Raw genomic sequence first — 14,666 nt, 5'->3', positions numbered from 1 at the left:
TCAGCGGCTCAAATGCCGAGCAGTTCGCGCAGCCGGGCCGCGTTGCGCACCGCGTTGCCGCCGCCGTCGTTGTTGAAATACGCATATACGTCCTTGCCCGCCGCCTGCCATTCGCGGATCCGGTCCGCCCACCAGCCCAGCTCCTGGTCAGAATAGGAGCCGGCGTAGAGGCGGTCCCGGTCCGGTCCATGCAGCCGGACGTAGACGAACGGGGCGGTGGCCCGCAGGATGCAGGGCAGCTGCGCCCCGCTCATCACGCAGTAGGCCGCGCCGTGCCGCTCCAGCAGCTCATACACCGCCGGCTGGTCCCAACTGGCATGGCGGAACTCCACGCTGACGCGGATCCAGTCCGGCAGCGCGGCCAGGAAGTAGTCCAGCCGGGCGTCGTCGCGGGCCAAATCCGGCGGCAGCTGCACCAGCAGCACGGCACGCTTGTCCCCCAGCTGGTGCCAGCACCGGATAATCCGCTCCACCCAGGCCTCCGGGCCGTAAAGTTTCTTGCCGTGGGTCAGCCCCCGCGGTGCCTTGACGGACATGGTGAAGCCCTGCGGCAGCCGGCGCTGCCAGCTTGCAAAGGAAACCTCCCGCGGCCAGCGGTAGAAACTCGCGTTCAGCTCCACCGTGGTGAAACGGGAGGCATAGTGGGCCAGCCGGTCCCGGGCCGGCAGCCCGGGCGGGTAGAGCACGTTCTCCCAGTGGTCATAGCTCCAGCCGCTGGTCCCGATCTGCGGCACCCCGGCGGGGAGGTGCGGGCCGCCGTCGTGGTGTGCCCAGGTTTCCTGTTCCGGCATGCTGGGATCCTAGCCGGAGCAGTGCCGCCCGGCCCAGCCCCGCATCCTAAGACGCCACGCCGCATCTTCGTCCGGCCGCGGGTCCTGTGGCAGGGTAAGAGCCATGGCACGCATCGAGGATTACGCAATGGTCGGCGACCTGCACACCGCCGCACTGATCAGCACCGAAGGCTCCATCGACTGGCTGTGCCTGCCCCGCTTCGACTCGCCGGCCTGTTTCAACGCCCTGCTGGACAGCCCCAAAGCCGGCCGCTGGCTGCTCGCGCCGGCCGCCGGCGGCGAATGCACCCGGCGGCGCTACCGGAAGAACACCCTCATCCTGGAAACCGAATGGGAAACCCCCGAGGGCCAGGTCAAAGTCATCGACTTCATGTCCCCGCGCGACGGCGCCGCGGACATTGTGCGGATCGTGGTGGGGATCCGCGGTACCGTCCGGATGCGCGGCGAGCTGGCCCTGCGGTTCGACTACGGCCACATTGTCCCCTGGGTCCGCCGCGACGAGCACGGCATCCACGCCGTGGCCGGCCCCGATGCCGCCTACCTGGTCACCGACGCGCCCTTGCGCGGCGAGCACATGCAGACCGCCAGCGACTTCACCGTCAAGGCCGGGGAACGGGTTCCGTTCGTGCTGACCTGGGCGCCCAGCCACCTCGGCCGGCCGCGGCGGGTGGATCCGGAAGCGGTCCTGGAAGCCACCGAATCGTTCTGGCACCAGTGGACGGCCAAGTGCAGCGCCACCGGCCCGTACCGCGACGCCGTGGTGCGCTCGCTGATCACACTCAAGGCCCTGACCTTCGCCCCGACCGGCGGCATTGTGGCGGCCGTGACCACCTCCCTGCCGGAGGAAATCGGCGGGGAACGGAACTGGGACTATCGCTTCTGCTGGCTCCGCGACGCGACCCTGACCCTGCAGGCACTGCTCGCCTCGGGCTACTCCGAGGAGGCCGCAGCCTGGCGGAACTGGCTGCTGCGCGCGGTGGCCGGAGACCCTGCGGACCTGCAGATCATGTACGGCCTGCACGGCGAGCGCAGGCTGCCGGAAACGACGCTGGACTGGCTGGCCGGCTACGAGGGGTCGGTGCCCGTGCGGATCGGCAACGGGGCTGCCGGCCAGTTGCAGCTCGACGTCTGGGGCGAAGTGCTGGACTGCCTGGCCCTGACCCGGAACTCCCTGCTGCTGGACGGCGATGATTCGTGGGACGTCCAGGTGGCGCTGATGGAGCACCTCGAGACTGCGTGGGACCGGCCGGACAACGGGCTCTGGGAAATGCGCGGACCGCGCCGCCATTTCACCCACTCCAAGGTGATGGCCTGGGTGGCGGCGGACCGGATGGTCAAAGGCGTCCGGGATGCCGGCCTGCCCGGCCCGGCGGACCGCTGGGAGGAACTCCGGGACCGGATCCACGCCGACGTCATGGCCAACGGTTTCGACGTTGAACGCAACACCTTCGTCCAGTCCTACGGCCGGCCGGAACTGGATGCCGCCCTGCTGCTCATCCCGCGGGTGGGGTTCCTGCCGCCGGATGATCCGAGGGTGGTGGGCACCATCGAGGCCGTGCAGCGCGAGCTCACCCATGACGGTTTCGTGCTGCGTTACCGGCAGGAGCAAAGCGACGACGGGCTTGCGGGCGGCGAGGGGGTTTTCCTCGCGTGTTCCTTCTGGCTGGTGGACGCCCTGATCGGCGCGGGCCGGCGGCGCGAGGCCAGGGAGCTGTTCGAACGTCTCCTCGCGCTACGCAACGACGTCGGGCTACTGAGCGAGGAGTGGGGGGTCGAGGAGGCCCGGCAGCTGGGTAATACGCCACAGGCGTTCAGCCATTTCGCCTTGGTGCGCAGTGCCCTCCACCTGCAGGAGGGCGGCGACTGACGGCGGCCCCTGGCCCCGGCGCGGCCAAGGGGCGGGCTTTCCTCCAGAGCTTAGATAAGTATACTTACTAATATCCCCACCAGGGGTGCAGGATTGAAGGAGTATGCAATGGCTGGATATTTCGAGGTTGTGGATGCCCCCGACGGCGGCTACCGCATTCGGATGATGGACGCCGCCGGGGACCTGATGGCGGTCTCCGTGACGTTCCCGACGAAGCGGGCGGCCGTGGCAGGTATTGCCCAGGCCCGCGAGATTGCCGGCACGGGCCTGATCCGTGACCGCAGCGGCGACGGCCAGCCCGCCATCATCGCGTCGATGGCAAAGCGGCGGACCGGCGGCGGCGCGGGCCGCGGCTCTTCACTCTCCGGTGGCACCCTGGCGGCAGCGAAGCGTACCCGTGCCCATAACTAACTCCTCCACGCCCCAGCACACGGCGGCGGTCCTGTTCGACGTCGACGGAACGCTGATCGATTCTTCCTACCTCCACACGCTCGCCTGGTGGCGCGCCTTCCGGCAGGCCGGCTATGACGTGCCGATGGCCAGCATCCACCGCTCCGTGGGCATGGGCGGGGACAAGATCCTGGACAGCCTGCTGCCCGCCGACCGGGACACCGACGCCGATGCGGACATCATGACCTCCCATGCCGCCGTGTTCTCCACGTTCTGGCCCTCGCTGCGCAGGCTCGACGGTGCCCGCGAACTGCTGGCGCAGTGCCACGACAGCGGACTGGCCGTCGCGCTGGCCTCCTCGGCCCGTGACCGCGACCTTGAGATGCTGCGGGCCGCGATCGACGCCGACGCCTATATCCATGCAGCCACGAGTTCGGCTGACGCCAAGGAGAGCAAACCGGCGCCGGACATCCTCGTCGCCGCGCTCAAAGCCGTGGGAGTCCCCGCCGAGAACGCGGTATACGTCGGGGACGCCGTCTGGGACATTTACGCCGCCGCCGCCCTGGATATCCCGGCGATCGGGCTCACTTGCGGCGGCACCAGCGAAGCCGAACTCCGGGCAGCCGGCGCGGTGGAGGTCTACCAGAGCCCCCGCGCCCTGCTGGACAACCTCGCCGGCAGCGCCATCGGCAAGCTCGCGGCCCGCTCCCGCTGACGCCGGCAACTCCTCCGCTGTGGAACCGGCGCGCAGTCGGCTTCGCGAGCTCCACATTCCTTCCAGATTTTCCCTCCAGACCGCGACCGAAAGGCAAGCTCATGAAGGCACTTACTTGGCAGGGCAAACGTTCCGTCAGTGTTGAAGAAGTTCCCGATCCGGTGATCCAGGAACCCACCGACGCGATCGTGCGCATCACCTCGACGGCAATCTGCGGCTCCGACCTTCACCTCTACGAGGTCCTCGGCCCCTACATGCACAAGGGCGACATCATCGGCCACGAGCCGATGGGCGTCGTTGTGGAGGTGGGCAGCGCCGTCACCAACTTGGCTAAGGGGGACCGCGTGGTCATCCCGTTCAATATCTCCTGCGGCCACTGCTTTATGTGCAGCCAGGGACTGCAGTCCCAGTGTGAAACGACCCAGGTCAAAGAAAAGGGCTCCGGAGCCTCGCTCTTCGGGTTCTCCGAGCTTTATGGTTCCGTGCCCGGCGGGCAGGCGGAGTACCTGCGGGTGCCGCACGCCGACTACGGACCCATCAAGGTGGGTTCGGAGCTGCCGGACGAACGCTACCTCTTCCTCTCCGACATCCTGCCCACCGCCTGGCAGGGTGTTAAGTACGCGGACGTGCCCAAGGGCGGCACCCTCGCGGTGATGGGCCTGGGACCGGTGGGGCAGTTTGCCTCACGGATCGGCAAGCACTTCGGCCTACGCGTCATCGGCGTGGATCCCGTGCCGGAGCGCCGGGCGATGGCGGAACGGCACGGCGTCGAGACGCTGGACTACTCCAAGGACGTCGCCGATGAACTCCGGTCCATGACACAGGGCAGGGGCGCCGATTCCGTAGTGGACGCCGTCGGGATGGAAGCCCATGACTCGCCCGTGGCCTCGTTCGCCCAGCACGCCGCAGGCCTGCTGCCGGAAAAGCTGGCCCAGAAAGCCTTCGAGACCGTGGGGGTGGACCGGCTCTCCGCCCTCCACACGGCCCTGGACGCGGTCCGGCGCGGCGGCACCGTCTCGCTGAGCGGCGTGTACGGCGGCACGGCCTCCCCGATGCCGCTGATGCACATGTTCGATAAGCAGATCCAGTTGCGGATGGGCCAGTGCAACGTGCGGCGCTGGACCGAGGACCTTCTGCCGCTGGTGGAGTCCGACTCCGATCCGCTGGGCGTCATGGACCTCGTGACGCATCAGGCCAGCCTGGACGAGGCCCCCGCAATGTACGAGAAGTTCCAGAAGAAGCAGGACGGCTGCATCAAGGTGGTGCTGAAGCCCTGACGGGCCGCGGACGTCCCAGGGACGTCCCTGCGGTGGGGGCTGCGGCCGCCTCAGCGGACGGGAAACTTCCTACTCCAGAGTTTCAGGAAGGCCCGCTCCGAGGCGGCCGCCAGGCTTTCTTCCTTGGCGTGCAGCCGGCCGTAGCTGAAACCGCTCTCCCCCCTGCGCAGCGCCCGGCCGCCCAGCTCCACCAGCCGCTCCCGCGCCACGACACTGTCTTGGTGCAGGCCCAGGAGCTGCTGGATCTTCCGCGCGGCTTTCGCCAACCGCTTCGCGCGCCGGCGCCGCTTTTCCCCAGCTTTCAGTGAGGCGGCCAGTTCAGCGGCGTAGCGCAGCCGCTTGGCCGCTTTCCGGACCTCGTGCAGGCCGGCATCCCGGGCGGCGCTACCGACGGGGGAGGAGCCGCCGTCGCGGGAGGGACCAGCACCGCCGTCGTCCGCAAGGGGGAGGGAGGCGACAGCGCGCTCCAACCGGCGCCGGTCCTTGGCCACGAGCTTGCCGATCCCCGGCCCCGGAGCTCCGGCCGCCTTCGGTGCCGCCGGCGCACCGGTGAGGAATTGTTCCAGGGCCGCCTGCAGGCGGGCGTACCGCTCGCTCCGAAGTCCCTCAAGTGCCGCATCGAATCCGGCTGCGGCCAAGGCGTCCAGCTCCTCGTCGATCCGGAGGGCGCCGGGCCCGAAACGCAGCGCCTCCGGCTCCTGGGCGAGCAGGGCGGTCAGCCTGGCATGGACCACCTCCGGGTCCCGGGCTGCCCCGAGAAGGCCGGAGAGCCAGCGCAGTTCATCGCGGAGCGGTTCCACGGCCCCGGCTTCGAAGAGCGGTCGGCCGGACGCGAGCAGCGAGCGGAGTCGGCGTGCCGCCACGCGCATCTGGTGCACGTCGTCGGGCTGCCTGGCCAGCACTCCGGGAGCGTGCCGGCGCAGCTCGGCGAGCTGCTGCCCAAGATAGGCCAGCAGGACCTCGCCCGCGGTGGTTGCCACGCTTCACTCTACGTCCTGGGCGGACGGCTTCGCGGCCCCGCGAGGTGGCAGATTGCGGCAATCTTTGCGCCGGACACTGCCGCAACGTGCCATCTCGGCATAGGCTGTCCGGGACCGGATTCCAGTACGCCACCCCAGGGAGCCCCATGACACGCCAGCACCACCCAGGCCGGGTCGCCGTCGTCACCGGAGCGGGGTCGGGGATCGGGCGGGCGGTGGCACGGCTCATGCTCGCCGAAGGCTACCGGGTGGTGCTGGCCGGCAGACGGGAGAAGCCGCTGCTGGAGACCGGTGCCGGACACGCGCAGTCGCTGGCCGTCCCCTGCGACGTCACCCGGCCCGACGACGTCGAGCGGCTTTTCGCCGCGGCGCTGAAGCACTGGGGGAGGGTGGACGTGCTGTTCAACAACGCCGGTGTGTTCGGCCCCGCCGCCTCGGTGGACGAGATCAGCGTCGAAGACTGGGAAGCCACGGCCGCGGTGAACCTGACCGGCTCGCTGCTGTGCGCGGCCGCCGCGGTGCGGGCGATGAAGGCCCAGTCGCCGCAGGGCGGCCGGATCATCAACAACGGCTCCATCGCCGCGCACTCCCCGAGGCCGCGCACCGTGGCCTACACGGTCACCAAACACGCGATCACCGGCCTGAGCAAGAGCATCGAACTCGACGGCCGCGGCTTCGGCATCAGCTGCGGGCAGATCGACATCGGCAACGCGGCCACGGAGCTGATGGACGAGATCGGCGTCGGCGAGGGCGCGCTCCAGGCGGACGGCAGCCGCCGGGCGGAGCCGACGTTCCCGGTGGAGGACGCGGCCCGGGCCGTGCTGCTGATGGCCGGCATGCCCGCCTCCGCCAGCGTTGGATCGCTTATTATCACCCCTGCGGGGATGCCGTTCATCGGGCGCGGCTGAGCCGTCACGCCCGGCCGCTGACTGCCTAGAGCGGGAGCAGGCCGGACAGGTCCGCGCGCAGACCTGAGGCGGCCACCTTGCCCGCGTCCACCGCGTCTGCCCAACTGAGCCGGCCGCTGACCATGGCGAGCCAGGTGGCGGCGTCGCACTCGATGACGTTAGGGGGAGTGCCGCGGGTATGCCGGGGGCCCTCGACGCACTGGGTGACGCCGAACGGCGGGACGCGGACCTCCACCGAGTTGCCGGGGGCACGGGCGGTGACCTCCTCGAGGGAGTAGCGCACCGCCGTCGCGAGCGTGCTGCGCGGGACCGCCGGAGCACCCGTCGTTGCGCCGTCCGGCCCGGCGGCGTCAGACGCTCCGGCGGTCGCTTCCCGCCAGGCGGCCAGAGCCGCGCGGCCCTCGTCCACCGGAATCCGGCGCCGCTGAACAGCCACGGCCTAGTCCAGCAGCGCCGAGACGGCGTGGCCGAGGCGGATCTTGCCGACCGGCCGGCCGCCTCCGAGCACCGGGTCGACGACCTTGTCCAGGGCGCTCGAGACCTCCGGGATCTCCACGGCCCCCGCGGCGGCGAGCAGGGTCAGGCCCACCAGTGTGGTGGCGCGGACGTTGCCGTCAAGGACCTTGACCGCCACCGAGACGCCCTGCGGGGTGGCCATGACCAGCACGCCCTCGGCGCCGACCTTGGCGATGATGCCGAGCTCGTCCATGACGATCGTGTTGGCCTGGCCCCGGCCCTGCACCGCCCATGGGTAGTCCAGCATGGAGGTGGCAATCGTGGCGGCCCGGGCGTTGGAGTTCTTGTCCCCGGGCGCCTTGGCCAGGCGGGAGAAGGCGCTGGCCAGTCCGGCGAGCGAGACCGCGGCCACCGGGGCGCCGCAGCCGTCAATGCCGAGGTGGGAGATCTTTTCACCGCAATATTCCTCGATTACGGAGCGGATGCGCTGCTGGAGGGGATGGTTCGGTTCCAGGTAGCTGTGCGTGTCCCAGCCATTCTCGGTGCAGGCCCAGAGGAACGCGGCGTGCTTCCCCGAACAGTTGAACGCCAGCCGCGACTTCCCGCGTTCGGTCTGGACCAGCCACGTCCGGGCCGTCTCGTCCTCGGGCCAGGCGGCGGGGCATTGGAGCTGGTCCTCCTTGACGCCGGCGGCCTTGAGCATGCCTTCCACCACGTCCATGTGGTCCAGGGAGCCCACGTGGCTGCCGCAGGCGATCGCCACCTGTGCGCCGCGCAGCGGAACGCCGGACTGCATGGACGCCAGTGCCTGCAGGGGCTTGAGCGTGGAGCGGGCATAGATCGGGGTGGTGATGTCCCCGAGTTCGGTGACGATGTTTCCGTCCGCGGCCATGACGACGGCGGAGCCGATGTGGCGGGACTCGATGAAACCGCTGCGTTCCACGACTGCCAGTTCGACGGCGGACTCAACAGTGAAGGTGGCATGCGGGTTCAGAGGCATGCTGCAAGTCTATGGTGCGTTGGGGTCCCGGCCCGGTTACTCCACGGTGACCATGACAGACTGCCAGCCGGAGGCGCCGTCGGGCACAGGATCGGCGCGCTTGTCCGTCTGGACTTCGCCGGTACCGTCGGTGGCGCGGGCTTTGATGTAGTGCGGTCCCGGGGTGGCATCCCAGTCGAGGGACCACTGCCGCCAGGTCACCAAGGAAGCCTCTGCGGACAGCACGGCCTCGGTCCAGGGGCCGTTGTCGATCTGCACCTCGACCTTGGTGATGCCGCGGGTCTGTGCCCAGGCGGTGCCGCCGAGCGCGACCTTGCCGGCGGCGACCTTGGCGAAGGACTTGGGGACCTCCACCCGGGCCATGGTCTTGATCGGGCCGCGCTCGGACCAGCCGCGCTGCGTCCAGTAGGCCTTATTGTCCGCGAACCGGGTTACTTCCAGGTCCACGACCCATTTGGTGGCCGAGACGAAGCCGTACAGCCCGGGGACCACCATCCGGACGGGGTAGCCGTGCTCCAGCGGGAGGGCCTCGCCGTTCATGCCGATCGCCAGCATCGCATCGCGGTCATCCTGCAGGACCTCCAACGGCGTGGAGGCGCTGAAGCCGTCGACCGAGGTGGAGAGCACCATGTCCGCGCCGTCCTTGGGCCGGGCCATCTTCAGGACGTCGCGGATGGGCATGCCCAGCCACTTGGCGTTGCCGGCCAGGTTGCCGCCGACGGGGTTGGACACGCAGGTCAGCGTGACATGGGATTCGATCAGCTGCGCATCCAGCAGGTCCTGGAAGCTGAGCCGGACCTCCTGTTCGACCATGCCGTGGATCCGAAGCTCCCAGGACTGGGCGTCGATTTCCGGCACGCTAAGGGCGGTGTCAATCCGGTAGAAGTCCTTGTTCGGTGTCAGCCAGGGGGTGACACCGGGTGCCTTGGACTGGACGCCGGCGGGCACGGGGGCGGCAGCCTTGGCCGGGGCCGGCAGTTTGAGTGCTTCTCGGGCCTGGGCCACGTTGCTGCGGGCGGCGCTTAGGAGCCGTCCTCCTGTCGCAGCCGCCGCGGCAGCGACGGCGGTGATCCCGCTGGCGGTGAAAAAGGCGCGGCGGCTGGTGGCGGGACGGTCCGGCTCTTCGGCGCCGAGGTCCGATGCCACCTCCGGCCATTGGTGCATCCGCCACAGCTTGCTGATCAGGAACCGCAGCACCACCAGGCCGGCCACGGTGCCGATCAGCGAAGGAATGGCATCCAGCGGTTTCACACTGGCCCGGGTCACTACGCTGGCCACGATCACCGCACCCAACAGCAGCACGCCTGCCACGCCCAGGACCCACTTGCGGAACGCGACGATGCCCAGCACACACGCCAGCAGCAGGATAGTCAGGCCCATGCCGACGAACAGTGCGGCCTTGTCATTGGTGCCGAACGTGGCGATGGCGAAATCCTTCATCCACGGCGGGGTGAAGTCGATGAAGGTCGAGCCGAGGGCGATCAGCGGGGTTGCGCGGGCCGTGAAGAAGGCTCCGATCAGTTCCGCGACGGCCAGCACGACGGCGGCCGATACCACGCCGGCCAGTGCGGCTAGGGCGGTGGGGCCTGACAAGAGGGCGGGCCGCTTCTTGCGCTGTGTGGTGGTGCCGGGCGTCGGATTGCTGGGCGTCTTCATACAGGATGTTCGGAGCGGTGGTGCCGGTGGATTGTCCGCGGCCAGGACTGGGTATGCCCGGCGGGCTGCGGCTAAGGCTGGACACGTCCCTTGGCTCGTCCGGTGCTGCGTGTGAGACATGCCCTCAACCGGGCAGCATGCCGGATGCTGGGGAATAACCCGAAGACGGGCCATCGTTGGTTGCATGGATGCAACGGGGCCGAGGGCTTGGTGCAGCAAGGCTTGGATCCAAGGCCCCGGAAGGGTGTTCCTGCGGCAAGTGGGCCCAGCCGCATCCGCATTGCCGACCGCGTGCTGATGCTCATGAGATCGGTGACCGCCAAGCCCACATGGCTATCAGGGAAGAACCGGGCCATTGGGAGGGCGACCTCAGGGTGTCTCATTCACTGCTTTAGGCCAATGCGGGACGGCCACGGCCGCTCCGGTGACTACGGCTGCCAGTACGAAAGCGGCAGCGAGCCCCCAGGCAGCTGCGACTGCACCTGCGGCCGTCGCGCCGAGCGCCTGCCCCAGGACGAGTGCAACAAACAGCAGCGAGGTACCCGTTGCAGCACGACCGAAGTCGCGTTCCAACGTCCATGCGATAAGCGCTCCCGTGGCGGCGGTGTAGCCCCACCCGAAAGCACCGCAGGCGACTAGCGCCAGGGCAGTAAAGCCGGGTGTGATCCCAAGCATCACAGTAGCGCCGGCAACCACGGAGGCACTGACCGCCCACGCGGCCCGTGGCCGAAAATGGCTCATCCACCGTGCAGTGGCGATTACTGCTGTTCCACCGATGCCGAGGGCTATCCATGCTCCAATCGATACCGGCTCGCTGGCACCGGATTCCACCAGATGGGCTCGTCCAAAGGTCCATACGGCAGCCGAGCCGGCACCCATCAGGAGTGCAGCGGCGATGATGTGGCTGTGTGCGCCGAACCAGGATCTGGGCGGAAACCTATTCTCGTCAACTGAGAGGTGGATGCGTGCCCTGTCAAGCCGTAGAACCATGGCGGCAACGACGAAGGTGAAGCCGGCTACGACGAACCAGGGGAGCCGCCAGTTAGGGAGAAGTACCAGCGCCAGCACCCCGGCGATGATCAGTCCAGGCCCGGTGTCTGCGTTCACAATTGATTGTGCGCGATCGTTGTCCCTTCTTTCGACATTGCGGCCGATGATGGACACGAGGGCAGGTGATGCAAGACCGGCGCCGGTGGAACTGAGGATTGCGAAGGCGGCAAAGACGCCCGGCTGCATCGCTGCGGCCATGCCTGCGGATCCAACGCCGGCACAGAGAGCCGCCCCAATGACCAGCCGGCGCGGGTGAGCCGCACCCGCGCGTAAACCGATCATGGCACCCACGCAGTAGGACAGAGACGCGCCGGATGAAATGATGCCCGCCGTGGCTGCGTCGAAGGAAAGTTCTGCCTGCACGTCCGGAAGAAAGAGGCCGTACGCCATTCGGACCAGACCATAGGTCAGCGCGATGAAGCTAGTGCCCGCGGCAAGTAACATGCCATCCATGGCGAGGGTAAACGAAAACGCACGTTTCATTTTCATAGCCTAAGCTATTTCCATGGGAATTCGTTCAAAAACTGAGGAAAAGCTGCTCGATGCCGCGGATGAGCTCTTCTTCACCCGCGGAATCGCCGCTACACCGGTTGACCTAATCCTTGACAGGGCCGGGGTGTCCGCGGCCACGCTTTACCGCGGTTACCCAAGTAAGGAAGCGCTAGTCGCAGCCGCTCTTACCAGACGTCATAAGGCATGGCTTGCTGCATGGGACCAGGCCATCGAGCGCCAGACAGCAGCCCGGGGAAAACTGCTGGCGGTCTTCGATGCACTGGACGAATTCATGGCAAGCCCTGGTGGCGCGCGCTGGTGCGCATTCCTTGGTTCTGCCGCTGAGTATGCCGAAATGCCTGCCGAAATCCTCGAGGTAGTGCGGGCAGACACCAATTCCTTTCGAACCCGGCTCGCCGAATTCGCCGTGCCCGTTGTAGGGCGCCAAGCCCAGGCTCTGGCCGAGGAACTGCTGCTCGTGGTCACCGGCGTCTTGGCGATGAGACTGCGTGAAGCCGGACAGGGAACAACAACTGCACGCAGGGTTGCCAGCTTTCTGATTGAGACCCGAACAGCCTAACGGGCGTAGGAAGTGAACCGCGGCTTATGCCTGCTTAACCGCATGGGGTGAACTTCGGCTGCTCGTCCGGTGCTGCGCGTGGGACATGCCCTCCCCGGGGCGTGAGGAATGGGCTAATGCGCGTTATGTCCAGCTGCTGCGGCTAAGGCTGGACATGTCCCGCGCCGGTCACAGCTTAGGACGCTGCAGGGTGCACAAAGTACCCTTGGGAACTGTGAAGGTACTTGTCATCGGCCCCGGCGGCCGCGAACACGCCATTGTCCGATCCTTGCTCGCCGACCCCAATGTTTCCGAGGTCCACGCGGCCCCGGGCAACGCCGGTATCAGCAGGCTGGTCCCCACACACGCCGTCGACGCGAATGATCCCGACGCCGTCGCCGCGCTGGCGACCAAACTCGACGTCGACCTCGTGGTGGTCGGTCCGGAAGCCCCGCTGGCCGCCGGCGTCTCCGACGCGGTGCGCGACGCCGGGATCCCCGTCTTCGGTCCCAGCAAAGCCGCCGCCCAGCTTGAGGCCTCCAAGGCGTTCGCCAAGGAAGTCATGGCCGAGGCCGGTGTGCCCACCGCGATGGCCCGGGTTGCGTCCAACGCCGAGGAGGCCGCAGACGCGCTCGATACCTTCGGTGCCCCCTACGTTGTGAAGGATGACGGACTCGCCGCCGGCAAGGGCGTCGTCGTCACCCGCGACCGGGATGAAGCCCTGGCCCATGCCCAAAGCTGCTTCGACGCCGGCGGAACCGTGGTGATCGAGGAATTCCTCGACGGTCCCGAGGTCTCCGTGTTCGTGCTGTGCGACGGCAGCACCACCGTGGCGCTGTCCCCGGCGCAGGATTTCAAGCGCATCTTCGACAACGACGAGGGCCCCAACACCGGCGGCATGGGCGCCTACACCCCGCTGGACTGGGCCCCGGAAGGGCTCGTCGAGGAAGTCATCGACCGGATCGCCCAGCCCACCGTGAACCAGATGGCGCACCGGGGCACCCCTTTCGTCGGCGTGTTGTTCGTCGGCCTCGCCCTCACGTCCCGCGGCACCCGGGTCATCGAGTTCAACGTCCGTTTCGGCGATCCGGAAACCCAGGCGGTCCTGGCCCGGCTCAAGACGCCCCTGGGCGGCCTGCTGATGGCCGCCGCGAAGGGCGAACTGGACAAGGTCCAGCCGCTTCGCTGGTCCCGGGAGTCGGCGGTCGCCGTCGTCGTCGCCGCCGAAAACTATCCCGGCACGCCCCGGACCGGCGACCGGATCCGCGGGCTCAAAAAGGTTGAAGCGATCGAGGGCGTGCACGTCATCCATGCCGGTACCAAATTGGACGACGAGGGCAAGGTCGTCTCCGCAGGCGGCCGCGTCCTCGCCGTGGTGGCGCTCGGGACGGACCTCGTGGAGGCCCGCGAGCGGGCGTACGACGGCGTCGAGCTGGTCCAGCTCGACGGCGGCCAGTTCCGCACCGACATCGGCGGCAAGGCCGCCCGCGGCGAAATCAAGGTGACGGCGCCCGGCGCAGCCTCGGCTGTCGCCGCGGCCGCGAAAGCGAAGGGCTGAGCATGAACGCCATCGAATCCGCCGGGCCCACCGGCGGCCTGCAGACCGAGACCCTGGACCTGCCGGGCTGGAAGCACGTCTATTCCGGCAAGGTCCGAGACCTGTACGTCCCGGCGGATGCGTCCATTACCGAGCGCGTCGGCCACGAGTGCGTCCTGGTGGTGGCCAGTGACCGCATCAGCGCCTACGACCACGTGCTCGCCAGCGAGATCCCGGACAAGGGCCGCATCCTCACCCAGCTGAGCCTGTGGTGGTTCGAGCAGCTGGGGGTGGAGCACCACGTGCTCGCGTCCACGGTCGACGGCGGCGTGCCCGCCGCGGTCGAGGGCCGCGCCATGATCTGCAAGAAGCTCGACATGTTCCCGGTGGAATGCATCGCCCGCGGCTACCTGACCGGGTCAGGGCTGGCCGAATACCGGCAGTCCGGCACCGTGTGCAGCATCCCGCTGCCGGCCGGCCTGGTCGACGGTTCCCGGCTCGCCGAGGCCATCTTCACTCCCTCCGCGAAGGCCGAGGTGGGGGAGCACGACGAGAACATCACCTACGACGCCGTCGTCGCGCTGGTGGGCGAGGACACCGCCGGGCGGCTACGGGAGCTGACGCTGGAGATCTATACGAAGGCCGAGGAGATCGCCCGCGGCCGCGGCATCATCCTGGCCGACACCAAAGTGGAGTTCGGCGTCGACGCCGCGACCGGCGTCATCACCCTCGGCGACGAGGTCCTGACCCCGGACTCCTCGCGCTTCTGGGACGCCGCGACCTACCGGCCGGGCCAGGCGCAGCCGTCATATGACAAGCAGTACGTCCGCGACTGGCTGACGTCGGCTGCATCGGGCTGGGACAAGTCCTCCGACACGCCTCCGCCGGCGCTGCCGGCCGACGTCGTCGACCGCACCCGCAGCCGCTACGTGGAAGCCTACGAGCTGCTCACCGGCCGGACCTTCGCCTAGCTGCCCTTCGCCTGGAT

General features: G+C 68.4%; 14 protein-coding genes. 8 read left to right on the top strand and 6 right to left on the bottom strand.

Features of this window, described 5'->3' with window-relative positions; genetic code table 11:
* Positions 1-8 precede the first annotated feature (8 nt).
* Complete coding sequence (locus ACUYM2_RS15690; protein ID WP_481600890.1) at positions 9-791, bottom strand: DUF72 domain-containing protein; 783 nt, start codon at positions 789-791, stop codon at positions 9-11.
* 103 nt (positions 792-894) lie between these two features.
* Between ACUYM2_RS15690 and ACUYM2_RS15685 the strand changes: the two genes are divergently transcribed.
* The 4 genes from ACUYM2_RS15685 (at position 895) to ACUYM2_RS15670 (ending at position 5,040) form a co-directional block, all read left to right on the top strand.
* Entirely contained in the window at positions 895-2,658 is a 1,764-nt protein-coding gene (locus ACUYM2_RS15685) for a glycoside hydrolase family 15 protein (protein WP_481600889.1), read from the top strand.
* A gap of 108 nt (positions 2,659-2,766) precedes the next feature.
* The gene (locus ACUYM2_RS15680; RefSeq protein ID WP_481600888.1) at positions 2,767-3,069 is read left to right on the top strand and encodes a YegP family protein; all 303 of its coding nucleotides are present in this window, start codon (positions 2,767-2,769) and stop codon (positions 3,067-3,069) included.
* The gene (locus ACUYM2_RS15675) at positions 3,062-3,763 is read left to right on the top strand and encodes an HAD family hydrolase (RefSeq protein WP_481601508.1); all 702 of its coding nucleotides are present in this window, start codon (positions 3,062-3,064) and stop codon (positions 3,761-3,763) included. Before ACUYM2_RS15680 ends, ACUYM2_RS15675 begins: the two co-directional genes overlap by 8 nt.
* Before the next feature lie 101 nt (positions 3,764-3,864).
* The gene (locus tag ACUYM2_RS15670; RefSeq protein WP_481600887.1) at positions 3,865-5,040 is read left to right on the top strand and encodes a zinc-dependent alcohol dehydrogenase; all 1,176 of its coding nucleotides are present in this window, start codon (positions 3,865-3,867) and stop codon (positions 5,038-5,040) included.
* 50 nt (positions 5,041-5,090) lie between these two features.
* Here ACUYM2_RS15670 and ACUYM2_RS15665 read toward each other — a convergent pair whose 3' ends face one another.
* Positions 5,091-6,020, bottom strand: coding sequence for a CHAD domain-containing protein (locus tag ACUYM2_RS15665; protein WP_481600886.1), 930 nt, complete (start codon positions 6,018-6,020; stop codon positions 5,091-5,093).
* 146 nt (positions 6,021-6,166) lie between these two features.
* Between ACUYM2_RS15665 and ACUYM2_RS15660 the strand changes: the two genes are divergently transcribed.
* On the top strand, positions 6,167-6,928 hold the full coding sequence (locus ACUYM2_RS15660) for an SDR family oxidoreductase (RefSeq protein ID WP_481600885.1): 762 nt from the start codon (positions 6,167-6,169) through the stop codon (positions 6,926-6,928).
* 25 nt (positions 6,929-6,953) lie between these two features.
* Here ACUYM2_RS15660 and ACUYM2_RS15655 read toward each other — a convergent pair whose 3' ends face one another.
* From ACUYM2_RS15655 to ACUYM2_RS15640, 4 genes are all read right to left on the bottom strand, one after another.
* Positions 6,954-7,364: a sterol carrier family protein gene (locus tag ACUYM2_RS15655; RefSeq protein WP_481600884.1), complete on the bottom strand. Its 411-nt coding sequence runs from the start codon at positions 7,362-7,364 to the stop codon at positions 6,954-6,956.
* A 3-nt stretch (positions 7,365-7,367) separates the two neighbouring features.
* Positions 7,368-8,384, bottom strand: a complete 1,017-nt coding sequence (locus ACUYM2_RS15650) for an asparaginase (protein ID WP_481600883.1) — start codon at positions 8,382-8,384, stop codon at positions 7,368-7,370.
* 36 nt (positions 8,385-8,420) lie between these two features.
* Positions 8,421-10,040 carry a molybdopterin-dependent oxidoreductase gene (locus tag ACUYM2_RS15645; protein WP_481600882.1) on the bottom strand — a complete coding sequence of 540 codons (1,620 nt, stop codon included), beginning with the start codon at positions 10,038-10,040 and terminating at the stop codon, positions 8,421-8,423.
* A 369-nt stretch (positions 10,041-10,409) separates the two neighbouring features.
* Positions 10,410-11,573: an MFS transporter gene (locus ACUYM2_RS15640; RefSeq protein ID WP_481600881.1), complete on the bottom strand. Its 1,164-nt coding sequence runs from the start codon at positions 11,571-11,573 to the stop codon at positions 10,410-10,412.
* A 22-nt stretch (positions 11,574-11,595) separates the two neighbouring features.
* Between ACUYM2_RS15640 and ACUYM2_RS15635 the strand changes: the two genes are divergently transcribed.
* From ACUYM2_RS15635 to ACUYM2_RS15625, 3 genes are all read left to right on the top strand, one after another.
* Complete coding sequence (locus tag ACUYM2_RS15635) at positions 11,596-12,162, top strand: TetR/AcrR family transcriptional regulator (protein ID WP_481600880.1); 567 nt, start codon at positions 11,596-11,598, stop codon at positions 12,160-12,162.
* Positions 12,163-12,376: 214 nt separating this feature from the next.
* On the top strand, positions 12,377-13,699 hold the full coding sequence (gene purD / locus ACUYM2_RS15630) for a phosphoribosylamine--glycine ligase (RefSeq protein WP_481600879.1): 1,323 nt from the start codon (positions 12,377-12,379) through the stop codon (positions 13,697-13,699).
* Positions 13,700-13,701: 2 nt separating this feature from the next.
* Complete coding sequence (locus ACUYM2_RS15625; RefSeq protein ID WP_481600878.1) at positions 13,702-14,649, top strand: phosphoribosylaminoimidazolesuccinocarboxamide synthase; 948 nt, start codon at positions 13,702-13,704, stop codon at positions 14,647-14,649.
* The last annotated feature ends 17 nt before the right edge of the window (positions 14,650-14,666 follow it).

Source organism: Arthrobacter sp. SD1074B (genome assembly GCF_056780195.1).
This window is presented reverse-complemented; position numbering and strand designations above follow the sequence as displayed.